At 68.7% G+C, this 26,151-nt stretch carries 23 protein-coding genes; 17 read left to right on the forward strand and 6 right to left on the reverse strand.

Features of this window, described 5'->3' with window-relative positions:
* Positions 1-30: 30 nt before the first annotated feature.
* Entirely contained in the window at positions 31-2,670 is a 2,640-nt protein-coding gene (locus tag WC555_RS10210; RefSeq protein ID WP_373253317.1) for an Rne/Rng family ribonuclease, read from the reverse strand.
* A gap of 482 nt (positions 2,671-3,152) precedes the next feature.
* Between WC555_RS10210 and WC555_RS10215 the strand changes: the two genes are divergently transcribed.
* The 7 genes from WC555_RS10215 to prfB all read left to right on the forward strand — a co-directional run bounded on the left by WC555_RS10215 (position 3,153) and on the right by prfB (position 12,374).
* On the forward strand, positions 3,153-4,322 hold the full coding sequence (locus tag WC555_RS10215; RefSeq protein WP_373253319.1) for an N-acetylmuramoyl-L-alanine amidase: 1,170 nt from the start codon (positions 3,153-3,155) through the stop codon (positions 4,320-4,322).
* Positions 4,323-4,624: 302 nt separating this feature from the next.
* A complete protein-coding gene (locus tag WC555_RS10220) occupies positions 4,625-5,875 on the forward strand; it encodes an efflux RND transporter periplasmic adaptor subunit (RefSeq protein WP_373253321.1) in 1,251 nt (416 codons plus the stop codon).
* On the forward strand, positions 5,872-6,582 hold the full coding sequence (locus WC555_RS10225) for an ABC transporter ATP-binding protein (RefSeq protein ID WP_373253323.1): 711 nt from the start codon (positions 5,872-5,874) through the stop codon (positions 6,580-6,582). The genes WC555_RS10220 and WC555_RS10225 overlap by 4 nt, the downstream gene beginning before the upstream one ends.
* On the forward strand, positions 6,582-7,787 hold the full coding sequence (locus tag WC555_RS10230) for an ABC transporter permease (RefSeq protein ID WP_373253324.1): 1,206 nt from the start codon (positions 6,582-6,584) through the stop codon (positions 7,785-7,787). The genes WC555_RS10225 and WC555_RS10230 overlap by 1 nt, the downstream gene beginning before the upstream one ends.
* Before the next feature lie 27 nt (positions 7,788-7,814).
* Positions 7,815-8,606 (forward strand): exonuclease domain-containing protein, encoded by a 792-nt coding sequence (locus WC555_RS10235; RefSeq protein WP_373253326.1) that lies wholly within the window; start codon positions 7,815-7,817, stop codon positions 8,604-8,606.
* A 61-nt stretch (positions 8,607-8,667) separates the two neighbouring features.
* Positions 8,668-11,064, forward strand: a complete 2,397-nt coding sequence (locus tag WC555_RS10240) for a penicillin-binding protein 1A (RefSeq protein WP_373253357.1) — start codon at positions 8,668-8,670, stop codon at positions 11,062-11,064.
* A 187-nt stretch (positions 11,065-11,251) separates the two neighbouring features.
* A protein-coding gene (prfB, locus tag WC555_RS10245) for a peptide chain release factor 2 (protein WP_373253328.1) occupies positions 11,252-12,374 on the forward strand; the annotation gives its coding sequence in 2 pieces (ribosomal slippage) (positions 11,252-11,320 and positions 11,322-12,374; 1,122 coding nt in all).
* Between the two features lie 141 nt (positions 12,375-12,515).
* Here prfB and WC555_RS10250 read toward each other — a convergent pair.
* The 4 genes from WC555_RS10250 to tyrS all read right to left on the reverse strand — a co-directional run bounded on the left by WC555_RS10250 (position 12,516) and on the right by tyrS (position 16,121).
* Complete coding sequence (locus WC555_RS10250) at positions 12,516-13,052, reverse strand: polymer-forming cytoskeletal protein (protein WP_373253330.1); 537 nt, start codon at positions 13,050-13,052, stop codon at positions 12,516-12,518.
* A complete protein-coding gene (locus tag WC555_RS10255; RefSeq protein ID WP_373253332.1) occupies positions 13,036-14,187 on the reverse strand; it encodes a M23 family metallopeptidase in 1,152 nt (383 codons plus the stop codon). Before WC555_RS10255 ends, WC555_RS10250 begins: the two co-directional genes overlap by 17 nt.
* Positions 14,188-14,386: 199 nt before the next feature.
* Positions 14,387-14,851: a peroxiredoxin gene (locus WC555_RS10260; RefSeq protein ID WP_373253334.1), complete on the reverse strand. Its 465-nt coding sequence runs from the start codon at positions 14,849-14,851 to the stop codon at positions 14,387-14,389.
* A 13-nt stretch (positions 14,852-14,864) separates the two neighbouring features.
* Positions 14,865-16,121, reverse strand: a complete 1,257-nt coding sequence (gene tyrS / locus WC555_RS10265) for a tyrosine--tRNA ligase (RefSeq protein ID WP_373253335.1) — start codon at positions 16,119-16,121, stop codon at positions 14,865-14,867.
* Between the two features lie 73 nt (positions 16,122-16,194).
* On the opposite strand from tyrS, the gene WC555_RS10270 reads away from it, so the two are divergent.
* Genes WC555_RS10270 through WC555_RS10280 form a run of 3 tightly spaced genes read left to right on the forward strand, consistent with a single transcriptional unit; the run spans position 16,195 to position 18,781 of the window.
* Positions 16,195-16,839, forward strand: coding sequence for a DOMON-like domain-containing protein (locus tag WC555_RS10270; RefSeq protein WP_373253336.1), 645 nt, complete (start codon positions 16,195-16,197; stop codon positions 16,837-16,839).
* Positions 16,836-18,038: an exo-beta-N-acetylmuramidase NamZ domain-containing protein gene (locus WC555_RS10275; RefSeq protein ID WP_373253337.1), complete on the forward strand. Its 1,203-nt coding sequence runs from the start codon at positions 16,836-16,838 to the stop codon at positions 18,036-18,038. Before WC555_RS10270 ends, WC555_RS10275 begins: the two co-directional genes overlap by 4 nt.
* Before the next feature lie 53 nt (positions 18,039-18,091).
* Positions 18,092-18,781, forward strand: coding sequence for a DUF6624 domain-containing protein (locus tag WC555_RS10280; protein WP_373253338.1), 690 nt, complete (start codon positions 18,092-18,094; stop codon positions 18,779-18,781).
* A gap of 3 nt (positions 18,782-18,784) precedes the next feature.
* Here WC555_RS10280 and WC555_RS10285 read toward each other — a convergent pair whose 3' ends face one another.
* Positions 18,785-19,435, reverse strand: a complete 651-nt coding sequence (locus WC555_RS10285) for an alpha/beta hydrolase (protein WP_300468072.1) — start codon at positions 19,433-19,435, stop codon at positions 18,785-18,787.
* A 158-nt stretch (positions 19,436-19,593) separates the two neighbouring features.
* On the opposite strand from WC555_RS10285, the gene WC555_RS10290 reads away from it, so the two are divergent.
* From WC555_RS10290 to WC555_RS10320, 7 genes are read left to right on the forward strand one after another with little or no spacing between them, the layout of a single operon-like run.
* Positions 19,594-20,079 (forward strand): Rrf2 family transcriptional regulator, encoded by a 486-nt coding sequence (locus WC555_RS10290; protein WP_373253339.1) that lies wholly within the window; start codon positions 19,594-19,596, stop codon positions 20,077-20,079.
* Complete coding sequence (locus WC555_RS10295) at positions 20,076-21,215, forward strand: cysteine desulfurase family protein (protein ID WP_373253340.1); 1,140 nt, start codon at positions 20,076-20,078, stop codon at positions 21,213-21,215. The genes WC555_RS10290 and WC555_RS10295 overlap by 4 nt, the downstream gene beginning before the upstream one ends.
* Positions 21,215-22,681 carry a Fe-S cluster assembly protein SufB gene (gene sufB, locus WC555_RS10300; protein ID WP_373253342.1) on the forward strand — a complete coding sequence of 489 codons (1,467 nt, stop codon included), beginning with the start codon at positions 21,215-21,217 and terminating at the stop codon, positions 22,679-22,681. Before WC555_RS10295 ends, sufB begins: the two co-directional genes overlap by 1 nt.
* Positions 22,678-23,151 carry a hypothetical protein gene (locus tag WC555_RS10305; protein ID WP_373253343.1) on the forward strand — a complete coding sequence of 158 codons (474 nt, stop codon included), beginning with the start codon at positions 22,678-22,680 and terminating at the stop codon, positions 23,149-23,151. Before sufB ends, WC555_RS10305 begins: the two co-directional genes overlap by 4 nt.
* A 2-nt stretch (positions 23,152-23,153) precedes the next feature.
* Positions 23,154-23,903 carry a Fe-S cluster assembly ATPase SufC gene (sufC, locus tag WC555_RS10310; RefSeq protein ID WP_373253344.1) on the forward strand — a complete coding sequence of 250 codons (750 nt, stop codon included), beginning with the start codon at positions 23,154-23,156 and terminating at the stop codon, positions 23,901-23,903.
* A complete protein-coding gene (sufD, locus tag WC555_RS10315) occupies positions 23,900-24,928 on the forward strand; it encodes a Fe-S cluster assembly protein SufD (protein WP_373253345.1) in 1,029 nt (342 codons plus the stop codon). The genes sufC and sufD overlap by 4 nt, the downstream gene beginning before the upstream one ends.
* Positions 24,907-26,145: an aminotransferase class V-fold PLP-dependent enzyme gene (locus WC555_RS10320; RefSeq protein WP_373253346.1), complete on the forward strand. Its 1,239-nt coding sequence runs from the start codon at positions 24,907-24,909 to the stop codon at positions 26,143-26,145. Before sufD ends, WC555_RS10320 begins: the two co-directional genes overlap by 22 nt.
* Positions 26,146-26,151 lie beyond the last annotated feature (6 nt).

Consider the following 26,151-nt stretch of genomic DNA (forward strand, 5'->3'; position numbering starts at 1 on the left):
GGCCGATGGTCACAACCTAATCACGGCGTTTCAGCGGCGCCACCATCCGCGCTTCGGCTTTTCGGGCGGGGCGACGATCTGGTTCGGATCATCCGCGATCAGGGCGGCGACGTCGACTTCGGGCTGAGGGGGAGCGACGGCCTCGACCACGCGGGCTGGCTTCGGCTCGGGCAGGGAAGGGGTCTCCGCCGCTTCGGCGGGGGTGACGTCCAGCACGGCCGGGGCCGTTTCGGGCTCCGCCTCGTTCGACTCGATGGGAGCGGTGACAGCCTCGACTTCCGATTCGGCGGTCGCGCTGGCCGAGACCTTGCGGCGCACACGGCGACGCTTGGGCTCTTCCGCGACAGCGACCGGGGCCGACTCGACGGCGTCGTCGACGATTACGGCCATGGGCGTGTCGGCGGAACCGTCCGGCGGCATGCCTTCGTTGGTGGCGCGGGTCTCCACCTTGGTCTCGTGGGTCAGGCCGTCCTCGGCGCCGCGATCGCGGCCGCGGCCCCGTCCACGACGACGGCGCGAGCGCGGCCCGCGTTCACCGCCGAGTTCACCCTCGGGGCGTTCGCCGACAACCTCGTCGACGTCGCTGGCAGAGGTGACGTCCGCTTCCGCGCGCGGCTCGGTGCGTTCCGGATTGATGGGGTCGAACCAGACGTAGGGATCTTCCAGCGACGGCGTACGGCCGCGCACCCAGTTGAAGCCGTCGCGCTCGCCGCCTTCCTCGCGCACCCGGCGTCCGCCGCGGCGTCCACGCCGACGGCGACGGCCGTTTTCGCTGTCGTCGTCATCCTCGCCGGCGGCGAGGGCGGGGGCTGCAGGCGCAGCCTCGTCCGTGGAGGTTTCGGTCGCGTCACGGCGTCCGCCGCGGCGGCGACGTCCGCGGCCGCGGCCGCTTTCACCTTCAACGCGTTCGGCGCGCTCGCGCGGTTCGTCGTCGTCGGTGTCCTCGCGGTCGAAGGCGTCGTCGTCGGCGATGATTTCGTCCTCGTCCTCGTCCTCATCGTCGAAGGCGCTGTCGTCGAAGTCGTCGTCGAGGTCGATGAAGGCTTCGGGCCGCTCTTCGGGGACGAAGTCCTCGTTGGTTTCGGTGCGCTCCAGCGAATGGTCGCCCTGGCCGAGGGTGTCGTCGATCAGAATGACGACGTTCAGGCCGCGCTGGGCCAGCAGGCGCTGCAGATAGTCGCGCTTGTGGTTCAGGATGTAGAGGGCGACGGCGGTGCAGAGGCGCAGGTTCACCGAGCCCGCGCCGTTCTTGCCGGCCTCGATGTCGACGGCGCGCAGGGTCATCAGCGCGGCGCTTTCGGCCGAGCGGACGCGTCCGGCGCCCTGGCAGTGCGGGCAGACCTCGGTCGCGCCCTCGATGACGCCGAGGCGGCGGCGCTGGCGGCTGATCTCCATCAGGCCGAAGCCCGAGATGCGGCCCATCTGGATGCGGGCCCGGTCCTTGGCCAGCGCGTCCTTCAGCACCTTCTCGACGGTGCGGTTGTTCTTCGACTCATCCATGTCGATGAAGTCGATGACGATAAGGCCGGCGAGGTCGCGCAGGCGAAGCTGGCGGGCCGCTTCGACGGCGGCCTCCATATTGGTCTTGGTGGCGGTGGCCTCGACGTTGCGTTCCTTGGTCGAGCGACCCGAGTTGACGTCGATGGCGACCAGGGCCTCGGTCTGGTTGATGACCAGATAGCCGCCCGAGGGCAGAGGCACGACCGGCTGGTGGATCTGGGTCAGCATCTCCTCGATGCCGTTGGTCGCGAACAGCGGCCGGGCGCCCTGGTACAGGTGCACCTTCTTCGACTGGGAGGGCATCAGCACGCGCATGAAGTCGCGCGCCTCCTTGAAGCCCTCGACGCCCTCGACCTGGATGCCGTCGAAATCCTTGTCGAACATGTCGCGCACGGCGCGGCGGACGAGGTTTTCTTCCTCATAGATGATCGAGGGGGCGTTGGATTTCAGCGTGGTTTCGCGGATCGTTTCCCACAGGCGCAGCAGATATTCGTAGTCGCGCTTGATCTCGGCCTTGGTGCGTTTGGCGCCGGCGGTGCGGATGATCAGCCCCATGCCCTGGGGCACGTGCAGGGCGGCCGCGGCGGCCTTCAGGCGCTTGCGGTCGGTGGCCTGGGTGATCTTGCGCGAGATGCCGCCGCCCTTGCCGGTGTTGGGCATCAGGACGCAGTAACGGCCGGCCAGCGACAGCCAGGTGGTCAGGGCCGCGCCCTTGCCGCCGCGCTCGTCCTTGACGACCTGGACCAGCATGACCTGGCGGCGCTTGATGACGTCCTGGATCTTGTAACGGCGCATGAGGCGGCGTTTCAGCCGCTCTTCCTCGGCCATGCCGCCTTCGGATTCGTCGTCGCTCTCGCGGGCGTGTTCGTCGTGATCGTCGTCTTCCGAATGCGCTTCGGCCATGATGGCTTCGCGGTCGGCGACGGGGATCTGGTAATAGTCCGGGTGGATTTCGCTGAAGGCGAGGAAGCCGTGGCGATTGCCGCCGTATTCCACGAACGCAGCCTGCAGGCTGGGCTCTACGCGAACGACCTTGGCGAGATAGATGTTGCCGCGAAGCTGGCGCTTCGCGCGGGATTCAAAGTCGAATTCCTCGACCTGACGGCCCTCGACGATGGCGACGCGGGTTTCTTCCGCGTGCGCCGCATCGATCAACATGGTCTTTGACATGGAAATTTTCTCTCTGGCGCGCTCGGCCATCCCCGCGAAGGGGGCAGGCGGCTCGCCGAATGGGATGGGGGGCGGACGCAGACGCATTCCCGTCGCCGCGGCGGAGGCCGTGGGCGGTGTCGGTCAGTTCAGACCGGAAGGGAGCGCAGGCGATAAGGCCCATGGGGGTTCGTACGGTCCTGGGGCCGGACGCGCCGTCTGAGGGGCGTCCCGGTCCCGTCTTCAAACCGGCGGGGCCGGCTTTCGGATCAGTGAAAGTCACGCCGCGAGGAGGGCGCGTCCGGCCTGATGATCAGGGGACGCGATCATTCGCGGACGGAACAAGCATAGGCATGGCGGTCGCGAATTAAAAGCGTTGTCCGCCTTAACCCGTTGGCGACGACGTTGAGTCATGGTGGGGCCAACCAAGAAGGTGGGTCTGCCGTCAAATGCACGGACTGTCGCGTATCAACCTGACGCAATGGCGCGTTCGCGAGTGGGCGATGGCGGCGATCGCCGCCGCCGTCTTTTGCGTCGCCGTGTTTGCGGCCGGGCGGGGGCTGGCGTCCGGGGCCATGGGCGAGGTGCTGCGCGTGCGGTTCGGCGGCGACGCCCAGCACACGCGGGTCGTGGTCGATCTGGACCGGACCTCGCGGGGACAGGTGATCGAGGACGGCGAGCAGGGCCAGGTGGTGGTGTCGCTGGCGGGCGTGGCGCCGCAGCGGGGACTGAACGGCACGGGCTCGGGGCTGGTCCGCGGCTGGCGGGTCGCCGGCGCCGGCGTGGCCTCGCGGGTCGAGCTGGACCTGGCCACCAGCGCCGAGATCGAGCGTCGCTTCCTGCTGCCCCCCGGCGACGGCATCGCCCACTACCGCTATGTGATCGACCTCAAGGCCACCGGCCGGGCCCCGACGCGCGCCGCCGCCCGGCCCGCGCCGCGCGCGCCGGTCCGCACGGCGGAACGGCCGCTGATCTTCATCGACGCCGGCCACGGCGGCCGCGACCCCGGGGCCCACGGCGCCCGCTCGGACGAGAGCGACGTCACCCTGGCGGCGGCCCAGGCCCTGAAGCAGGAGCTGGAGCGCACGGGCCGCTACCGCGTGCGCCTGACCCGCGACAGCGACGCCTATGTCGCCCTGTATCGCCGCGTCTCCATCGCCCGTCAGGCCGACGCCGATCTGTTCATCTCGCTGCACGCCGACGCGGGGGCCGATCCGGCCACGCGCGGGGCCAGCGTCTATACCCTGTCGGAACAGGGCGCCGGCCGGGCGGTGCGCGAGTTCACGCGCGGCGACAACTGGCACCGCAGCCTGAACCTGCCCGGTCGCGACCCGTCGGTGGACCGCATCCTGCTGGACATGACCCAGCGCGCCACCCAGAACCGCTCGGCCCAGCTGGCCCGGACCCTGCTGGGCGAACTGGAGGGCGCCGACCATCCGATGCTGCGCCGCAGTCACCGCGACGCCGGCCTGGCCGTGCTGCTGGCCCCCGACGTGCCGGCGGTGCTGCTGGAGATGGGCTTCATCACCAATCCCGAGGACGAGCGGCTGCTGAACGACAACCGCGCCCGCCGCCGCCTGATGCGCGCCGTGGCCGAGGGCATCGACCGCTATTTCCGCGAGCCTGCGGGCACCCTGCAGATGGCGTCGACCGGGGCGGCGGGCCAGCCTTAGGGCGCCCGCTCCCTGGTTCGTCAGGTAAAGACGCAGGCTCCAGAAAGCGACCTCAGGCCCCGGCCCCGACGGCCCTTCCGACCGTAGCGAGACGGCCACTATTCTGAACATCACGGAGGCGAGACCCGTCCGCACAGGCGCGGCGCGGCGTCTGCGGCTTCTTGACAGGGATCAAGGCGCACGCCCGGGGCATTGGCCATACGGGAGCAATGACCACGACGCCCGATGCCACGAAAGAACAGGCGCGGCAGCCGGAGCCCCCGTCGACGCCCGCGGCCGGCCGCCGTACGGCGGAAGGGTGGGTGCAGGACCGCACCCTTGAAGAGATGCTCGGCGTACCGGGCGCCGGGACGCGGAAAAGGCCGAAGGCGGTGATCGTTGTTGCGGTCGCGGTCGCGGCTGTCGCGGCGGCGTTTCTGATATGGAGGCTGGCCACGCCGGCGCCGACATCGCCGTACCAGACCCAGCTTCTGACCCGGGGCGACCTCGTGGCGACGGTGTCGGCGACCGGAACGGTCGCGCCCCTCAACCAGGTCGAGGTCGGCAGCGAGCTTTCGGGCGCCGTCGAGCGCGTGATGGTCGAGGAAAACGATGTCGTGGTCCCGGGACAGGTGCTGGCGACGCTCGATGCGACGAAGTTGCGGGACCAGATCGCCGGCGGCGAGGCCGCGGTCGCCGTCGCGCAGGCGCAACTGCGCGAGGCCCAGGCGACGGTTCGGGAGACCGGGCTGAGGCGGACTCGTCTGAGCCGCCTGTGGACAAGCTCCAATGGAGGGTATCCCGCACGAGCGGACGTGGACGCGGCGGAGGCGGCGGCGGAACGGGCGCTGGCGAGCGCTGCCTCGGCCACGGCGGGGGTGCGTCAGGCCGAGGCGACGCTGCGGACCCATCGGACCAACCTCGAAAAATCGACGATCCGCTCGCCGATCGGCGGGGTGATCCTGGACCGGCAGGTGGAGCCGGGCCAGACGGTCGCCGCCTCGCTGCAGGCCCCGGTGCTCTTCGTGCTGGCCGAAGACCTCAGCCGCATGAACCTCGAAATCGACATCGACGAGGCCGAGGTCGCGGCCGTCCGCGAGGCCCAGTCGGCGACCTTCACGGTCGACGCCTTTCCCGGCCGCGCCTTCGAGGCGCGGGTGACGCGCGTCGGGCTGGGCTCGCAGACCAAGGAGGGCGTGGTGACCTACACGGCCCTGCTCTCGGTGGACAATGCCGACCTCAGCCTTCGCCCCGGCATGACCGCGACGGCGGAGATCACCACGCTGCGCCGGGAGAAGGTCTTCCTTGTTCCCGAGCAGGCGCTGAGATTCAGCCCCCCCAGCACAGGTGCGCCGTCGTCCACCGGCCTGGCCGGCGCCCTGTCGCCGCGCATGCCAGGCGGCGGCGGCCAGCGCCAATCCAGCGGCAGCCAGATCTGGGTGCTGCGGGACGGGGTTCCCGTACGCATCCCGGTCACGGCGGGAGCCTCGAACGGACAGATGACCGAGGTGAGCGGCGCCGGTCTGAGTGCGGGGATGGCGGTCATCGTGGGCGGCGGCGAAGACGCACAGTGACCGGATCCGAAGCTCCGCTCATTGAACTGACCGGCGTCACGCGGGTGTTCGGCTCGGGCGCCGCCGCGTTCCAGGCGCTGCGGGGCATCGACCTGACCGTCCAGAAAGGCGAGTTCCTCGCCATCATGGGGCCGAGCGGGTCCGGCAAGTCCACGGCCATGAACATCATGGGCTGCCTCGATACGCCCACGAGCGGCTCCTACCGCTTCCAGGGCCTGGCCGTGGAGCAACTGACCCGGGGCCAGCGAGCGCTTCTGCGGCGTTGGCGGCTGGGATTTGTGTTCCAGGGCTACAATCTGCTCCCTCGCACCAGCGCCCTCGAGAATGTCGAGCTTCCGCTGATGTACCGGCGGGTGGGGACCGAAGAGCGTCGACGTCTGGCGCGCGAAACCCTCGCCCTGGTGGGCCTCTCCGGGTGGGAGAAGCACACGCCCGCCCAGCTCTCCGGCGGGCAGCAGCAGCGCGTGGCGATCGCCCGCGCGATTGTCACCAATCCCACCGTCCTTCTGGCGGACGAACCGACAGGCAACCTCGACAGCGAAAAGGGGAATGAGATCATGGTGTTGCTGCGGTCCCTCAATGAGGACCGGGGCATCACCATCCTGATGGTCACCCATGAGCCCGACATGGCGGCCTATGCGCATCGCGTCGTCCGGTTCGTCGATGGCAAGATCCAGTCGGACGCGCCGCGGGCCGAGGCCGCCTGATGTTCTGGAGCGCGCTGCGACTCGCCCTTTCGGCCATCCGCCGGAACATCGCCCGCTCGATGCTGACCGTCCTCGGCGTGGTGATCGGGGTGGCGGCGGTGATCACCATGGTCAATGTCGGGGCCGGCGCCACCCGGTCCGTTTCCGACCAGATCGCCGGCTTGGGCAGCAACCTGCTGATGGTCCGCCCCGGCCAGCGGATGGGCCCCGGCGGCGGCGGGACCCGCGCGCCGTCGTTCCGCGCCGACGACGTGGAGGCGGTGAGTCGATTGTCCGGTCTGAGCGCGGTCTCCGGGTTCGAGACGACGAGCGCGGTCGCGGTCTTCGGAGCCGAGAACTGGTCGACCTCGGCCGTCGGGGCCAGTCGGCCGTATTTCGTCGCCCGAAATCTCGATCTGGCCTCCGGGCGCATCTTCACCGAGGCGGAGGAAGAGGCCGGGCGCGCCGTCTGCGTCCTGGGCGAGACCGTGCGGAAGGAACTCTACGGGGAAGGCGACCCGGTCGGGACCCGCCTGCGCGTGCGGCAGTTCAGCTGCGAGGTGATCGGACTGCTCGAGGCCAAGGGCCAGGCCGCCATGGGGCAGGACCAGGACGACGTCATCATTCTTCCGCTGCGCACCGTGCAACGACGACTGACAGGCTCCCAGGACATCGGCAGCATCGCCATCGCGGTCGCCGACGAGGGCTCGGTGGACCAGGTGAAGGCGCAACTGGCGGATCTGCTCCGCGACCGCCGCCGCATCGACCGCGACGAGGACGACGACTTTAACATCCTCGACACCCGACAGATCGCGGAGGCGGCCACGGGCGCGACCGAGGTGATGACCGGACTGCTGGCGGCCGTCGCCGCCGTCAGTCTTCTGGTCGGGGGGATCGGCATCATGAACGTGATGCTGGTGTCCGTCACCGAGCGCACCCGCGAGATCGGCGTGCGGCTCGCAATCGGCGCCCTGGAGGGCGATGTGCTGATGCAGTTCCTGATCGAGGCGGTGACCCTCTCCGTCATCGGCGGATTGCTGGGGCTGGCGCTCGCCCTGATCGCCACTGCGATCCTCGCCCAGGTGCTGCACGTCCCCTTCATCTTCGACCCAATGACCAATCTCATGGCCTTCAGCATCTCGGCTGGTATCGGCGTCGTCTTCGGCTACTTCCCCGCGCGACGCGCGGCCCGTCTGGATCCCATTGATGCGCTACGGCACGAGTGAACATCTTGCGAGGGTCCGCCAGGTCAAATGGCGACAACGGCCCTCACCCCCGCCCCGCTCGCGCTCCCGCTCTACATCCCCTATCTGCGGTTCATGCGCCTGAGAGTCGTCGATCTGGAAACCACCGGGGGAGACCGGACCGCCGAGATCATTGAGGTGGGCGTCGTCGATGTGGTGCGCGACGGGGACGGGTGGCGGGCGTCGCCGCCGGTGTCGAAACTGTTCCGGCCGCGCGGTGCGATCTCCTTCCACGCCATGGCGGTGCACCATCTGACCCCGGCGCATTTTTGCGACGCCGATCCGCACTGCGACGAATACGCCCTGCGCGACATGTTCGGGGCCCCGCCCGCCGATGTGATGGTGGCGCACAGCGCGGGGTTCGAGCGGGGCTTCATCGCCGATACGGCGCACGGCGGCCTGCCGTGGATCTGCACCGTGCGCTCGGCCAAGGCGGTGTGGCCGCAGGCGCCGGGGCATTCGAACCAGGTATTGAGGTACTGGCGCGGGCTGAACCTCGATCCGGCCCTGGCCAATCCGGCGCACCGGGCCGGGCCGGACGCCTGGGTGACGGCGCATCTGCTGATCGACCTGCTGAAGGAGGCGACGGTCGAGCAGATGATCGCCTGGACGGCCGAGCCGCGCCGTCTGAACCGCATTCCGTTCGGCAAGCATCGCGGCAAGCCATGGTCCGAACCGCCCGAGGATTATCTGCGCTGGATGGCCGGGCAGGGGGATATGGACGCCGATGTCGTGGCCGCGGCGCGACAGGAGCTGGACCGTCGCACGGGGGCTATGGCGGACGCGGACGACGCAAGCTAAACCCGTGGCAGGGGCCCGCCATTCGGAGACTGCGGTGAAGATTGCCGAACGCTGGTTCGTAATGGCGGGTGTCGCGCTGCTGGGCGGGATCGCCCTGGCGGGGCTGATCGTGGCCGTCTATGCGGCCTGGCTGTTCCATGACCTGCCGGACGCCTCGGACCTGGCCGACTATCGCCCGGCGACGGCGACGCGGGTCTACGCCGGAGACGGCACCCTGATCGGCGAGTTCTCGGACGAGCGGCGCATCTATGTGCCGTATGAGCAGGTTCCGCTGCCGGTGGTGCAGGCGTTCCTGGCGGCCGAGGACCGCAATTTCTTCAACCACGGCGGCATCGACGTGGGCGGCCTGGGCCGGGCCATGTTCAAGAATGTGTTCAACGCGGCCACCGGGCGGCGGCTGGAGGGCGGTTCGACCATCACCCAGCAGGTGGCCAAGAACGTGCTGCTGACCAACGAGAGCAGCATCAACCGCAAGGTCAAGGAAGCCATCCTGGCCAACCGGCTGGAGGCGACGCTGACGAAGCAGCAGATCCTCGAGCTGTATCTGAACGAGATATTCCTGGGCTATCGCTCGTATGGCGTGGCGGCGGCGGCCTACAACTATTTCGGCAAGTCGCTGAGCCAGCTGACGCCGGACGAGGCGGCCTTCCTGGCGGCCCTGCCCAAGGGGCCGAACAACTATCATCCCAAACGCCACCCCGGCGCGGCCAAGGGCCGGCGCGACTGGGTTCTGGGCGAGATGAACCAGAGCGGCTGGCTGAGCGACGCCGAGCTGGTCGCCGCACGCGAACGGCCGCTGACGACCCAGGACGCGCCGCGTCGGGCCCAGTACGCCGACGCCGACTTCTTCGTCGAGGAGGCGCGCCGTCAGGCCGTCGCCCGCTTCGGCAAGGAAGAGGTCAACCGCGGCGGCTACTATATGCGCACGACGCTGGATCCCGAGCTGCAGTCGGCGGCGCGCGACGCCCTGATGAAGGGGCTGGAGAACTATGACCGCCGGCACGGCTGGCGCGGCCCGTGGGGCACGACCGACTTCGCCGAGGGCTGGCGCGAGACGGCCGTACGCGGCCAGCGGCCGCCCGAGCGTCGGGCATGGGAGGCCGCGGCGGTCGAGAACGCCGCCGGCAACAGCGTGCGCATCCGCACCGCCCGCGGCGACCGTTCCGGCTATCTGATCACCGGCGACGCGGCCTGGGCCAACGCCAACCGGCCGCTGAAGCGCGGCGACCTGATCTTCGTCGAGGCGCAAGGTGGCCAGTACGCCCTGAAACAGGTGCCGCGGGTCAACGGCGCCATGGTCGCCATCGAACCCCAGTCCGGTCGGGTGCTGGCCATGGTCGGGGGCTATTCCTACGCCCTGTCCAGCTTCAACCGCGCCACCCAGGCCAAGCGCCAGCCGGGCTCGGCGTTCAAGCCGTTCGTCTACGCCACCGCCCTGGAGGGCGACTATACGCCGGCCTCGATCGTGCTGGACGCCCCGATCAGTTTCGCCGGCGGGCGCAACGGGGAGCGGTGGACGCCCGAGAACTACAGCCGTGAATACTATGGCCCGCAGACGCTGCGGCGAGGGCTGGAGCTGTCGCGCAACGTCATGACCGTGCGGCTGGCCCAGGCCATCGGCATGCGCAACGTCGTCGACCTGTCGAAGAAGATGGGCGTGGCCGACGACCTGCAGCCCAATCTGTCGGTGTCGCTGGGGGCGGGGGAGACGACGCCGTACCGGCTGACCGCCGCCTACGCGGCCTTCGTCAACGGCGGGCGGCGGGTCGATCCCTATCTGATCGAGATGGTCCAGGACCGGGACGGCGAGACCATCTTCAGGGCCGACCCGCGCCGCTGCCGCGACTGCGGGCGGCCGTTCACGGGGCAGGAGTCCCCGCGTCTGGAACAGCGCGGGACCCAGGTCATCGACCCGATCACCGCCTATCAGATGAGCTCCATGCTGGAGGGTGTGGTCCGGCGGGGCACGGCCGCCAGCGCCAGCAGCCTGGGGCCTTACGTCGGCGGCAAGACCGGCACGACCAACGAATACCGCTCGGCCTGGTTCGTCGGCTTCTCGTCCGACATCGTGGTCGGGGTGTTCATCGGCTTCGACGACAACCGGCCGCTGGGCTCGGGCGAGACGGGGGCGACCGGACCGGTGCCGGTGTTCACCGACTTCATGCGGGTGGCCCTGCGCGAGCGTCCGGCCCGGCCGTTCGTGCGGCCCCGCAACGCCGTCTTCCGCACCGTGAACGGCATCGAGGAAGCCTTCCGCCCGGGCACCGAACGGCGCCGTGAGGAAGAGCGGCGCGCGCCGACGGAGCCGATGCCCACGGGTCCGCAGAATTACAATGAGGTGATCCGTCGGGAGACTGAGGGGCCCGACGCGGCGCCCGCGACCGCGGCGCCGCCACCGACCACCACGCCTCCGCCGCCGAAGAAGGAGCCGGCCGAGGATTTGAGCGGTCTGTACTGAGGGAAGGGATTAGGGATTAGGGACGCGGGCCATGACCGCACCGGCAGCCGCCCGGCGCCCCCCTTCTCGTCAGACCCTGATGACCTAATCCCTAATCCCTAATCCCTGAGCCCTGCGTCCTCGCCCTTCCCCTTTCCGTCCCGGCGCTCTATGTCCGCGCCTCACTTTTGTATCGCAGGAGTTCGCGATGAGACCGGATGTTGAGGCCATGAAGGCCGACATCGAGCAGAGCATCGCTCTGCTCAGGAGGCGTCTTTGACTGGGATGTCGCACTCAGGAAGCTCGATGAGCTGAACGCGCGGGTCGAGGACCCGACGCTGTGGAACGACCCCGAGGCCGCCCAGGCCGTGTCGCGCGACCGCTCGCGCCTCGAGGCCCAGATCAACACCGTCCGCGAGATGGAAACCGGTCTGGAGGAGGGCGTCATGCTCTCCGAGATGGCCGACGAGGAAGGCGACGAGGCGACGCTGGAGGAGGCGCGCGCCTCGCTGAAGGCGATCAAGGACCGCGCCGGCCGCGCCGAGCTGGAGGCCCTGCTGTCGGGCGAGGCCGACGGCAACGACGCCTATCTGGAAGTGAACTCCGGCGCCGGCGGCACCGAGTCCTGCGACTGGGCCGGGATGCTGCTGCGCATGTACAGCCGCTGGGCCAGGGCGCACGGCTATGAGGTCGAGCTGGAGGCCGAGGAATCGGGCGACCAGGCGGGCATCAAGTCGGCCACCATCCTGATCAGCGGTCCCAACGCCTATGGCTGGCTGAAGTCGGAATCGGGCGTGCACCGGCTGGTGCGCATCAGTCCGTATGATGCAGCGGCCAAGCGCCACACCTCCTTCGCCTCGATCGGGGTGTCGCCGGTGGTGGATGACGCCATCGAGATCGACATCAACCCGTCCGACGTGCGCACCGACACCTATCGCGCCTCGGGCTCGGGCGGCCAGCACATCAACAAGACCGACTCGGCCGTGCGTCTGACGCACATTCCGACCAACACCGTGGTGGCCTGCCAGGCCGGCCGGTCGCAGCACCAGAACCGCGAACAGGCGTGGAAGATGCTGCGGGCGCGGCTGTACGAGCTGGAGCTGCAGCGGCGCGAGGCGGCGGCCCAGGCCGTGGCCGACGCCAAGACCGACATCGGCTGGGGCCACCAGATCCGATCCTACGTCCTGCAGCCGTACCAGATGGTCAAGGACCTGCGGACCAACGTCGAGACTTCGGACACCCAGGGGGTGCTGGACGGAGATCTGGATATGTTCATGGGCGCCGCTCTGGCGGCGCGGGTCGGCGAGACGCGCGGCAGCACGGTCGAGTAGGCCTTCTCCCTCCCCGCTCGGGAGGGTGGCTGAGCGCAGCGAAGCCGGGTGGGGACGGCAGGGAAAAGGGCGGCCCTTTCGAGCCGCCCCACCCCGTCGCTGCGCGACGACCCTCCCCCAAGGGGGAGGGAGAGGCGTTTGTTACGCGCCCGGCTTCATGTCGATGATCTGCGGCGCCGGCTCCGGCGCGGCCGGGCGGGGCGCGGGCGTCGGAGCCGGCGCTTCGCGGCGGCCCTGCAGGACGCGGCCCTGGAAATAGGCGCCGATGTCGATCGACATCTGTTCGGCGGTGATGTCGCCGTCGACATAGGCCGTGGCGATCAGCTTGACCTGCTTGCCCGAGATGGCCCCGACGACGCGGCCCCGGATCTCGACATAGTCGCCCGAGACATTGCCCTCGACCGCGCCGGTCTCACCGACGATCAGACGGCCGACGCGCACGTCGCCCTTGATCGAGCCGTCGATCTGAAGATCGCCGCCGCCGGTGATGTTGCCGTCGAACTGGAGGTCCGACGACAGGGTCGACAGCCCGCGCTGGCTCGCCGGGGCCGGCGAGGCGGACCGCGGCGCGGCGGCCGGGCCGCCGGGCGTCGGCAGATCGGGCAGGGGCGGAATGGCCGAGCCGCTGTTGGCGCGGGGCTGCGGCGGCGGGACGGGGGACTTAGTCTTGTTGAACAAGTTGATCTCCGGCTCTCATGAAGCGGGCGGGGTTTTGCGGGCGGCCGTCCATCCACACTTCGTAGTGCAGGTGGACGCCCGTGGAGCGTCCTGTGGTTCCCATGGCGCCGACGCGCTGGCCCAGCGGAATGCGCTGGCCGGCCGTGACCGCCGTGGCGTTCAGATGGGCGTAGCGGGTCTTGAAGCCGCGTCCATGATCTATCTCAACGGTGTTGCCATACCCTGAACGCACGCCGACGAAAGACACGATCCCGGGAGCCGGCGCATAGATCGGCGTGTTCAGCGGGGCCGCGAAATCCTGACCCTGGTGCAGGGCGGGACGGCCGTTGAAGGGGTCGAACCGAACGCCGAAACCGGAGGTCGTGCGCGCCTGTGTCGGACGGCGGAAGGGCATGCCCTCGGCCGCATTGGCCAGGGTCCGCATCTCCGACAGGTTGTCGGCGGCGTGACGGATGCGGACGGCGAACGCCTCGTCGACATCCAGCACGGCGGCGAGGGCGCGCGGATCACGGGCCTCGACCAACGGGCCGCCGAGCGCGGCGTCCTGGGGGGCGTAGGCGGCGGGGTTGAGGCCGGCCAGCCGGAAGGCGAGGCGCAGACGTTCGGCGCGGGTGCGGGCCTCGTTCTCGGCGCGGGCGATCAGCCGCTCCTGGTCCATGCGGACGGCGACCATGCGCTGGACCGGGGAGGATCGGCCGGCGTCGAGCGGCAGGGCGGGCCGCAGGGCGGTCTGGGCGCCCTCGACGCCGCGGAACATGCCCATCACCTGGGTCAGGGCGGCGTGACGGCGCTCGACCATCTGCGCCATTTCATCGAGCGAGCCGGTGGTGGCGCTCATGCGCACCACGGCGCTGTCCAGCCGGGCCTGAAGGTCGGCGTTCATCCGTTCCGACGCGGCGCGGGCGCGGGCGACCGTGCGGTCCTGCTGGCTGTGCGCGACCATGTCGAAGACCAGGCTGCCCGAGGCCGCCAAGGTCCAGCCGCCGATCAGGACGGCGGCCGCGGCGGCGACGATCTGTTTGCCCGGCGTCAGGGCCCAGGCGCGGACGGCGTCGCCGTCGCGCAGATACAGGTATCGCGTCGGAAACCACTTTCCGATCAGAGACCGGCTGACTGTCGGCTCACGTTCGGTCATCACGCAACGCCCCCACGTACGAGCAGGATATATGCGCCAAGCTACGCCATGGGGACAAGTCTCTTCACGAACTGTTAACCACGATGACGCGTCTTCGCGCGAATAAACCCGGTATTCGGGGTCATAACTCGCCTGTCAGGCGAGCGCGCGAATCTATGAAATGACAGTTACATCTCTGGTTGCAGAGAACAGTCCGTAGTCAGAGGGATTTCACGGCCGCGAGAACTTCCGCTGCGTGACCCTTGACTGACACCTTGCGCCAGACCCGGCGAACGACGCCCTGGCCATCGATGAGGAAGGTGGCGCGTTCGACGCCCATATATTCGCGGCCGTAGAGCTTCTTCTGCACCCATACGCCCCAGGCGTTGGTCACGTCCTCGGGCTCGTCGGAGGCGAGGATGACCCTGAGATCGTATTTGGCCTTGAAGCGGTCGAGCTTCTTCACCGGGTCGCGGGAGACGCCGATCACCACGGCGCCGGCGGCGGCGAAGTCGTCGATCAGGGCCGAGAAGTCCTGACCCTCGGTGGTGCAGCCAGGGGTGTCGGCCTTGGGGTAGAAATAGAGGACGACGGTCTGGCCCTTCAGCCCGGCCAGGGACACGCGGCGGCCGCCGTCGGTCGCCATGTCGAATGCGGGGGCCGGCTGGCCTTCGGTGATCTGCATCTCTTCGCTCCCGTCAGACCGGCCGGACCAGGACGATCTTCTTCTTGCCCGCCGCCAGTTTCAGGATGCCGTCGGCGTTGACGTCGGCGGCTTCGATCAGGCGGGCGCCGTCCGTGACGGCCTCGTCGTTGAGCCGCAGGCCGCCGCCCTGGGCGAGACGGCGGGCCTCGCCGTTGGAGGCCGTCAGGCCGGCCCGGGCGGTGACGGCGGCGATCATGGCGCCGATGACCTCGTCGCGCGGCAGTTCGACGGTGGGCAGGTCGGCGGACAGTCTGCCCTGTTCGAAGGCGGCCTCGGCGGCGCCGCGGGCGTGGGCCGCTGCCTCGGCGCCGTGAAGCATGGTGGTCGCCGCATCGGCCAGCGTCTTCTTGGCGTCGTTAATGCCGGCGCCCTCGAGCGCCTCCAGCCGGGCGATCTCGTCCAGCGGCAGGTCGGTGAACAGGCGCAGGAATTTGCCCACGTCGGCGTCGTCGGCGTTGCGCCAGAACTGCCAGTAGTCATACGGGCTCAGCTGTTCGGCGTTGAGCCAGACCGCGCCCTGGGCCGTCTTGCCCATCTTGCCGCCCGAGGCCGTGGTCAGCAGGGGGGTGGTCAGGCCGAAGGCGGCCTTGTGGTCGACGCGGCGGACCAGATCGACGCCCGAGACGATGTTGCCCCACTGATCCGATCCGCCCATCTGCAGGGTGCAGTTGCGGGCGCGGTTGAGCTCGAGGAAGTCCACCGACTGCATCAGCATGTAGTTGAACTCGAGGAAGGTCATCGGCTGTTCGCGTTCCAGCCGCAGCTTGACCGAGTCGAACGCCAGCATCCGGTTGATGGTGAAATGCGTGCCGTACTCGCGCAGGAACTCGACATAGCCGTAGGTCGACAGCCAGGCGTCGTTGTCGACCATCACCGCGTCGGTGGGGCCGTCGCCGAAGGTGAGGAATTTCTCGAACACGGTGCGGATCGAGGCGATGTTCGCCTGGATGGTCTCGTCGGTCAGCTGGGGGCGCGAGGCGTCCTTGCCGGTCGGGTCGCCGACCTTGGTGGTGCCGCCGCCCATCAGGACGATGGGCTTGCCGCCGGCCTGCTGCAGGCGGCGCAGCATCATGATCTGGATCAGGCTGCCGACGTGCAGCGAGGGGGCGGTGGCGTCGAAGCCGATGTAGCCGGTGACCACGCCTGCGGCGGCCGCGGCGTCGAGCTCGGCCGGGTGGGTGATCTGATGGATGTAGCCGCGCGCCTGAAGGGTTTTCAGGAAGTCGGACTGGAAGGCGGGCTCGGTCATCGGATCAGGCTTGGCTTGGGAGGGAAGGGGCGTGTAGCACGGTCGTCTGCCGAGGCGAACTGAGCGGTTCCTTATGATCCTCAACGGCGTCCTGCGCCCTTATGGCGAACTGCCCGCTGAGACGGGGAGGTCGATCCGAGCTTCCGTCGATATCGAGGGGCGCAGCTATGTCTTCGTCTCCTTCCGCATGGCGGGCTTTGGCGACCGTGTGCGCATCCCGGAACCTTCGCCGTCGGTCGCCAGCGTCCGATTGCAGGAACAGCTCAGGTTCGCGGAAGCGACCCGGCGGCAGATGGCCGGCGTAAAATCAGGGATTGATATTCCCAGGGCGTCCGACGTCGGCCGAACCGACGGCCTATGGCGCAACACCTGTTTCGAGGTGTTCGCCCTGCTGAGGGACGGGCGCTACGCCGAGTTCAACATCTCGCCCTCAGGACAGTGGGCGGCCTACGGGTTCAGCGGCTATCGTGAGGGTATGGCGAACGTCGAAGGCCCGATCCAGGTGGTACGGGCGGAGCGAACAGACGACGCTTTCGAACTCGACGCCATCATCAACTGGGCCGACTGGCCTCGCATTGATCGGATCGGCCTGTCGGCGGTCATCGAGGACGTCGATGGCGGTCTGTCCTACTGGGCCTTGGCGCATCCGTCCGATAAGCCCGACTTCCACCATCCCGACTCCTTCGTCCTGACCCTGCCGCCTCCGGAGCCCGCATGAAATTCGGCATCGACCGCCTGTTGTCCGAGCCCGAGCTGCGGGCCGACCTGAAGGGGCGCAGGGTCGCCCTGCTGGGGCATCCGGCCTCGGTGACGGAGGACCTGACGCATTCGCTGGACGCCCTGGCCGCCTGTCCGGACATAAACCTGACCGCCGCCTTCGGGCCGCAGCACGGCATGCGGGGCGACCTGCAGGACAATATGATGGAGTCGGCTGACTTCACCGATCCGCGGCACGGCATTCCGGTGTTCAGTCTGTACGGTGAGAGCCGGCGTCCGACAGGTCAGGCGATGGGGACGTTCGACGTCCTGCTGGTCGACATGCAGGACCTGGGCTGCCGCATCTACACCTTCGTGACGACGTTGCTGTACGTGCTTGAGGAGTCCGCGAAGCACGGCAAGGCGGTGTGGGTGCTGGATCGACCGAATCCCGCCGGGCGGCCGGTCGAGGGCACGACCCTGCTGCCGGGCTGGGAGAGTTTCGTCGGGGCCGGGCCGATGCCGATGCGGCACGGCATGACCCTGGGCGAGATGGGACGGTGGTTCATCGACCACTTCAGACTGGACGTCGAATACCGCGTCGTCGAAATGGCGGGCTGGGCGCCCGATCAGGGGCCGGGCTTCGGCTGGCCGATCGGCGAGCGCAGCTGGATCAACCCCAGTCCGAATGCGGCGAACCTGAGCATGGCGCGGGCCTATGCGGGCACGGTGATGCTGGAGGGGACGACCCTGTCCGAGGGCCGGGGCACGACGCGGCCGCTGGAGCTGTTCGGGGCGCCGGATATCGACGCGCGGGCGGTCATCGCGGAGATGCAGGCCTTCGCGCCGGAATGGCTGGCGGGATGCCGACTGCGGGACTGCTGGTTCGAGCCGACCTTCCACAAGCACGTGCACCAGCTGTGCAACGGGGTGCAGATCCATGTCGACGACCCGGCCTATGACCACGCGTCGTTCAAGCCGTGGCGGCTGCAGGCGCTGGGGTTCAAGGCGATTCGGCGGCTGTATCCGGACTACGCCCTGTGGCGCGACTTCCCGTACGAGTATGAGTTCGGCAAGCTGGCCATCGATGTGATCAACGGTGGGCCGGGGTTGCGGGAGTGGGTCGACGACCTGGCGGCGACGCCGGCCGATCTGGAGGCGCTGGCGGGACGGGACGAGACGGCGTGGGTGGAGCTGCGACGGCCGTACCTGCTCTACTGAAGGTCGCAAGTTCGCCGTAATCAGAGGCTGTTCTCCGGCGCGGGGAGGACGTCATGATCGCATTACTGTTTGCAGCTCTTCTGACTTTTCAGGAGCCCGCGCCGCTGAGTCCGGAGGCCCGGGCGCTGATCGCGCCGGTGGCGGAGGCGATCGCCGCCGAGGAGGCCCGGCAGGCCGCCTTACCGCCAACGACCAGCGACCGCGAACGCCTTGAGCGGATGGGCGTGCTGGATCAGGTCGGGCGTCGGGCGCTGAATCCGATCGACCTGACCGCGCTGCCGGAGGCGGAGCGCGCGGCGGCCAACACCGCCATGTGGGCGCCGCTGACGGCGATGGACGAGCGGCTGCTGGCCGAGCTTCTGACCATGATCCCGCCCGAGGGCTGGTTCCTGAAGAGCGTGTACGGCGACAGGGCCGCCGGCGCCGCCTTCCTGATCATCCAGCACTCGGACCTTGAGAACTGGCGGCGATTCGTGCCGGTTCTGGAACCGCTGGTGGCGGCCGGCGAGGTCGACGGGCAGTCATACGGGCTGATGTACGATCGGCTCGCCGAGAATGAAGGCAGGCCCCAGCGCTACGGCACGCAGGTGACCTGCAAGGCTGGTAAATGGGTGATCGACTGGGAGAACCTCGAAGACCCCGAGAACGCGGACGCGCGTCGCCGCGAAATGGGCTTCCACTGGACCCTGGCGGAGTACGAGCAGGTGTTCGCCAAATATCCGCCGTGCGAGGAAAAGCCCTGAGCCTTACGCCGGCTTTTCGGCCAGCCGCTTGTCGAGATAGGCGCCGACACGGCGTTCGACGGCGTCGATGTGGTCCTGCCAGAAGTGGGTCGCGCCCTCTTCGAGCTCATAGTCGATGATGATGCCCTTCTGGGTGCGCAGCTTGTTGACCACGCGCTCGACCTCGACCGGCGGGACGACGGTGTCGGCCGTGCCGTGCAGGAACAGGCCCGAGGCGGGGCAGGGGGCCAGGAAGCTGAAGTCGTACATGTTCGACGGCGGCGAAACGGAGATGAAGCCGTCCGTCTCGGGGCGGCGCATCAGCAGCTGCATGCCGATATAGGCGCCGAACTGATAGCCGGCGACCCAGGTCTGGGAGGCGCCGGGGTTGTTGGACTGGAGCCAGTCGAGAGCGGTGGCCGCGTCGGCCAGCTCGCCGATTCCGCTGTCGAACTCGCCCTGCGACTTGCCGACGCCGCGGCTGTTGTAGCGCAGGGTGGCGAAGCCGCGCTTCTGGAACAGCTGGTACAGGGTCACGGTGACCGGGTTGTTCATATGCCCGTTCGCCTTGGGGTGCGGATGCAGGATCAGGGCGATCGGCGCGTTCGGGCGCTTGCCCGGGGAGTAACGGCCTTCGATACGGCCAGAGGCGCCGGGCAGGATGACTTCAGGCATGTGCGGCGAATTCCGTGTTCAACTGTCGTTTCGCAACTGCGTAATACTTGACCGCAGCGGTAGGACTTTCTAAGTCCAGCTTGCGCGCCGACGCCTTTGCGAAGGCGCGGGTTCTAGCACAGGACCCTCGAAAAGCGCGCGATTTTTGAAGGTGCGCGATGCGTCTGTCGACCAAGGGACGATACGCCGTGATGGCGATGGCCGATCTGGCCAGGAACGGACAGGCCGATGGCGTGGTCCGGGCCGTGTCGCTGGCGGAAATCGCGACGCGTCAGGAGATTTCGCTGAGCTATCTGGAACAGCTGTTCGCCCGGCTGCGGAAAAGCGGTCTGGTGCAGAGCGTGCGCGGCCCGGGCGGCGGCTATCGCCTGGCCAAGGGGGCGAACGAGACCGTGGTGGCCGAGATCGTTCTGGCCGTCGACGAACCCATCCGCGCCACCCGCTGCATCGGCCATACGTCGCCCAAGGGCTGCATGATGGCCGGGGAACGCTGCATCACCCACAATCTGTGGGAGGACCTCGGCGACGAGATCCATCGCTACCTGGCCGGTGTGTCGCTGGAGGACGTGGTGATGAACCGCACCGGCGCGCGCCGACGCCCGACCGAGGCCGAAGCCAAGACTGACATCGGAGTGGCGGCGTGAGCGGCGTGTATCTGGACTACAACGCCTCGGGCCTGGTGCGTCCCGAGGTGCAGGAGGTGATGGCCAAGGCCCTGGCCGACAACGGCAATCCGTCGGCGGTGCATGCGGCCGGCCGTCGGGCGCGGGCTCGGGTCGAGACGGCGCGGGCGCAGGTGGCCGAACTGGTCGGGGCCGATCCGGCGTCGGTCGTGTTCTCGAGCGGCGGCACGGAATCCAACGCCCAGGCGATCCTCAGCGCCATCGCGGCCGGTTGCGAACGACTGATCGTGAGCGCGACCGAGCATCCGTGCGTGGCCGAGGCGGCCACGGCGTCGGGCAAACCGGTCAAGATGTTGCCGGTCGACTCGCGCGGCGTCGTCGATCTGAACAAGCTGCGGCAGCTGCTGGGCCAGCCGGGCCGGGCGGTCGTGGCCATCCACCACGCCAATAACGAAAGCGGCGTCATCCAGCCGATCGTCGAGGCGGCGCGGCTGGTGCGCGCGGCGGGCGGCTGGCTGCACGTCGACGCCATCCAGTCGGCGGGCAAGATCCCGGTCGATATCCGCAGCCTCAGGGCCGACAGCCTGACCCTGTCGGCGCACAAGCTGGGCGGGCCGCAGGGCGTCGGCGCCCTGGTGATGGGCGAGGGTCGCGAGGCGGTCCAGATGCTGCACGGCGCCGGCCAGGAGCGCGGCCTGCGAGCCGGGACGGAGAATGTGCCGGGGATCACCGGCTTCGGCGCCGCCGCCGTCTGCGCCGCGCGCGACCTGCCGGACGCCCGGGCGCACGCCGTCTGGCGGGATGCGGCCGAGGCCGTGGTCAAGGCGGCCGGGGCGACCGTCATCGGCGAGGGCGCCGAGCGGCTGCCCAACACCCTGTTCATGGCCGTGTCCGACTGGGACAGCCCGCAGCAGCTGATCACCCTGGACCTGATGGGTCTGATGGTCTCGGCCGGCTCGGCCTGTTCGTCGGGCAAGACCAAGCCTTCGCGGGCCATCCTGGCCACGGGGCTGATCGACAAGGCGACCGGCGGCATCCGCATCTCGGGCGGCTGGGGCACGGTCGAGGACGACTGGACCCGCTTCGCCGCGGCCTGGGTCGAGGCCTATGCGAAACACCGCGCCCGGACAGCAGCGCGCGCGAAGGAAGTCGCCTGATGGCCGCCGTTCAACAGACCATCGATGCGGTCGCGGCGCTCGAGAAGTACGAGCACGGCTTCACGTCCGAGATCGACACCGAATTCGCGCCGCGTGGGCTGAACGCCGACATCGTTCGCTTCATCTCCGAGAAGAAGGGCGAGCCGGAATGGATGCTGGAATGGCGTCTGGCCGCCTATGAGCGCTGGCTGGCGATGGAGGAGCCGACCTGGGCGTCGGTGAAATACACGCCGGTCGACTATCAAGACCTGTTCTACTATGCCGCGCCGAAGAAGAAGGACGGGCCCAAGTCGCTGGACGAGGTCGATCCGGAACTGCTGGCCATCTACGCCAAGCTGGGCATTCCGCTGGGCGAGCAGGCGGTGCTGGCGGGAGTCGAGGGCGCGCCGCGCTACGCCGTGGACGCGGTGTTCGACAGCGTCTCGGTGGTCACCACCTTCAAGGCCGAGCTGGCCAAGGTCGGGGTGATTTTCATGCCGATTTCCGAGGCCTTGCGCGAACATCCTGAGCTGGTGCGCAAATATCTGGGGTCGGTGGTGCCGGTCTCGGACAACTATTTCGCGGCCCTGAACAGCGCGGTCTTTTCGGATGGGTCGTTCGTCTACATCCCGCCGGGCGTGCGCTGTCCGATGGAGCTGTCGACCTATTTCCGCATCAATGCGTCGAACACCGGCCAGTTCGAGCGGACCCTGATCATCGCCGACAAGGGCAGCTACTGCTCGTATCTGGAGGGCTGCACCGCCCCGATGCGCGACGAGAACCAGCTGCATGCGGCGGTGGTCGAGCTGGTGGCGCTGGACGACGCCGAGATCAAATATTCGACGGTGCAGAACTGGTACCCCGGCGACGCCGAGGGCAAGGGCGGCATCTACAACTTCGTCACCAAGCGCGCCGACTGCCGCGGCGACCGGTCGAAGGTGTCGTGGACCCAGGTCGAGACCGGCTCGGCGGTGACGTGGAAATATCCGTCCTGCATCCTCAAGGGCGAGGAGAGCTCGGGCGAATTCTATTCGATCGCCATCACCAACGGACATCAGCAGGCCGACACCGGCACCAAGATGATCCATCTGGGCAAGAATTCGAAGTCGCGGATCATCGCCAAGGCGGTGTCGGCGGGCAAGTCGGACTCGACCTATCGCGGCCTGGTGTCGGTGCATCCCAAGGCGACCGGAGTGCGCAATTTCACCCAGTGCGACAGCCTGCTGATCGGCAAGGACTGCGGCTCGCACACCGTGCCCTATATCGAGGCCCGCAACGGCTCGGCCCAGCTGGAGCACGAGGCGACGACGACGCGCCTGTCCGACGACCAGCTGTTCTACGCCCAGCAGCGCGGCCTGTCGCAGGAGGAGGCGGTGGCCCTGCTCGTCAACGGCTTCGTCCGCGACGTGATGCAGAAGCTGCCGATGGAGTTCGCCGTCGAGGCGCAGAAGCTGGTGGCGATCAGTCTGGAAGGGAGCGTGGGGTGAGGCTGGCCTTCTTCCCACTGATGCTGACCCTCGCCGCCTGCTCCGCCTCCGGACCGGTGGAGCAGTGCAAGGCGGGCGTCAACATCTTCGTTGGCGAGCTGGAATCGCTGAACGGAGAGCTCGTTCAAGACACAAAACTCGGGATTCGCCTCTATTCGAAGACGGGCGATTTCGAAGCACCGGACTACTATTTCATTGCCGGTGGCTGTCTGGACGCCGGATTTCTCGACAAGGCCGACGGGCGCTTCTGGAGCGGAAGCTCGCCGGCGAAGAACCCCGGACTCCCGGTAGCGAGTCCGGCCCGGCGAGGGGAGATTCATTGCCCCCCTGACGATTCAGCCAGGTACGTCCGGCTGCTGGAGATCATGTACGAAGGGCCGACGCTCAAATTCGACGGAGCCTCTGCGACCTTCACCGCACCAACCAAGGGGTCCGCCGTCTTCCGCCTCGGCCCCGTCTACGCAGATTGACCATGCTTTCCATATCCAACCTCCATGTCGCCGTCGGCGACAAGCTGATCCTCAAGGGCCTCACGCTCGATGTCCCCGCGGGCGAGGTGCACGCCATCATGGGGCCGAACGGGGCCGGCAAGTCGACGCTGGGCTACGCCGTGGCCGGGCGGCCGGGCTATGAGGCGACGCAAGGCGCCGTGTCGTGGAAGGGCGAGGACCTGCTGGCGCTGGAGCCCGCCGAGCGGGCGGCGAAGGGCGTCTTCCTGTCGTTCCAGTATCCGATCGAGATTCCCGGCGTCCCGGCCCTGACCTTCGTGCGCACGGCGCTGAACGCCCAGAAGCGCGCGCGCGGCGAGGAGGAGGTCTCGGCCCCCGCCTTCCTGAAGCTGGTCAAGGCGGCGTCGGCGGCGCTGAAGATGGATTTCGACATGCTGAAGCGGCCGCTCAACGTCGGCTTCTCGGGCGGCGAGAAGAAGCGGATGGAGATCCTGCAGATGGCCCTCCTGGAGCCGTCGCTGTTGATTCTCGACGAAACGGATTCGGGGCTGGACATCGACGCCCTGCGGATCGTGGCGGACGGGGTCAACGCCCTGCGCTCGCCGGACCGGGCCATGCTGGTGATCACCCACTATCAGCGGCTGCTGGATTACATCAAACCCGACCGGGTGCATGTCCTGGCCGCCGGTCGGATCGTGGCCTCCGGCGGGCCGGAGCTGGCGCACCAGCTGGAAGCCGAGGGCTACGACAAGTACGCGATGGAGGCGGCGTGAACGCCCTGCCGCTCATCGACCTGAAGGACGCCTCCAGCTTCCCCTCGCGCCGCGTCGAGGCGTGGAAATATTCGGACCTGCGCCGTCATCTGCGCGAGGCGCCGGCGCCCTCGCCGTCGGCGACGGTGCCGCTTGTGGGCGGCGGACCGTTCGAGGCGCTGGGCGGCGAGGCCATGGTGTTCGTCAACGGCCGGGCCGTGGGCGAGACCCAGATGATGGTCTCGGGCGACAAGACGGTGCGTCTGCGATTGATCTCGCGGGCGCAGGGGACCGGCCACGCCCTGACGGCGCGCATCTCGGTGCGGGCCGGAGCGAAACTGCTGCTGCTGGAGACGCATGAGGGCGAGGGCTCGGCCTGGGTGGCGCACAACCGGCTGGAGCTGGACGTGGCGCGGGGCGCCGAGGTGACCCGGCTGGTGCTGACCGACGAGCCGGCGGACGCCATCTCGATCACCCAGGCGATGGTGAAGGTCGAGGCGGGCGGGATCTATCGCCAGACGATCCTGACGACCGGCGCCAAGCTGCAGCGCCAGGAGACGCAGCTGACCCATCGCGCCCAGGGCGCCGACGTGCGGCTGGACGGCGTCTATGTGCTGTCGGGCGAGCGGCAGGCGGACCTGACCACCGTGGTCGATCACGTCGCCGCCAACGGCCTGACCAGCCAACTGACCAAGGGCGTCGTCCGCGACACGGCGCGCGGCGTCTTCCAGGGCAAGATCGTCGTCGAGCGCGGGGCCGACGGCACTGACGCGCGGATGGGCCACCACGCCCTGATCCTCGGCGAACGGGCCGAGGTGGACGCCAAGCCCGAGCTGGAGATCTACGCCGATGACGTGCAGTGCGCGCACGGCAATACGGTGGGGAATCTGGACGAGAGCGCCCTGTTCTACATGCAGCAGCGCGGCCTGCCGGCCGACGAGGCGCGGGCTTTGCTGACGCAGGCCTTCCTGATCGAGGTGGTTGACCGGATCGAGCCTGAGGGCGCGAGAGAGGTGGTGCGGGAATGGCTGACGGCTCGCCTGTGACCCTGTTTGATCCCTACGCCGCGCGGGCGCAGTTCCCGATCCTGTCGCGGACGGTGAACGGCAAGCCGCTGGTCTATCTGGACTCGGCCGCCTCGGCGCAGAAGCCGCGGGCGGTGATCGACGCCATGACGGCGGCGATGGAGGGCAGCTACGCCAACGTCCATCGCGGCCTGCACACCCTGGCCAATGAAACGACCGAGGCCTTCGAGGCGGCGCGCGACAGCGTGGCGCGGTTCCTGAACGCAGAGGCGTCTTCCAACATCGTCTGGACCAAGGGCGGGACCGAGGCGATCAATCTCGTTGCGGCCGGGATCGGCCAGTCGATCCAGCCGGGCGACGAGATCATCGTCAGCCAGATGGAGCATCACTCCAACATCGTGCCCTGGCACATGCTGCGCGAGCGGCGGGGGGCGGTGCTGAAGTGGATCCCGGTGCTGGACGACGGCTCGCTGGACATGGCGGCCTATGCGGACCTGCTGGGGCCGAGGACCAGGGTCGTCGCGGTGACCCACATGTCGAACGTGCTGGGCACGATCAATCCGGTGCGGGCGATCACGGAGATGGCGCACGCGGTCGGGGCGACGGTGCTGATCGACGGCTGTCAGGGGGCGGTGCACGCCGCGCCGGACGTGCAGGCCATCGGTTGCGACTTCTACGCCTTCACCGGCCACAAGCTGTACGGCCCGACCGGCATCGGCGTCCTGTACGGGACGACCGACGCCCTGGAGGCCCTGCCGCCGTATCAGGGCGGCGGCGAGATGATCGAGTCGGTCACCGAGGACGCGGTCCGCTATGCGCAGCCGCCGCATCGGTTCGAGGCGGGCACGCCGCCGATCGTCGAGGCCATCGGCCTGGGCGCGGCCATCGAGTGGCTGTCGCGCTTCGACCACGGCGCGGTCGCGGCGCACGAGCGGTCGGTCCATGACCACGCCCTGGCGCGGCTGGACGGCCTGAACTGGCTGAAGGTCATCGGGACGGTGGAAGGGAAGGGGGCCATCCTGACCTTCACCGTTGACGGCGCCCACGCCCACGACATCGCCCAGGTGATGGATCGCTACGGCGTCGCCGTGCGCGCCGGCCTGCATTGCGCCGAGCCGCTGGCGAAAAGGTACGGCCTGACGTCGAGCGCCCGCGCCAGCTTCGCCCTATATAACACGATCGAGGACGCCGACGCCTTCGCCGACGCCCTGATCAAGGCCCGTGAGTTTTTCGCATGAGCGACC

The organism is Brevundimonas sp. (assembly GCF_041648615.1).
Classification (GTDB): Bacteria; Pseudomonadota; Alphaproteobacteria; order Caulobacterales; family Caulobacteraceae; genus Brevundimonas.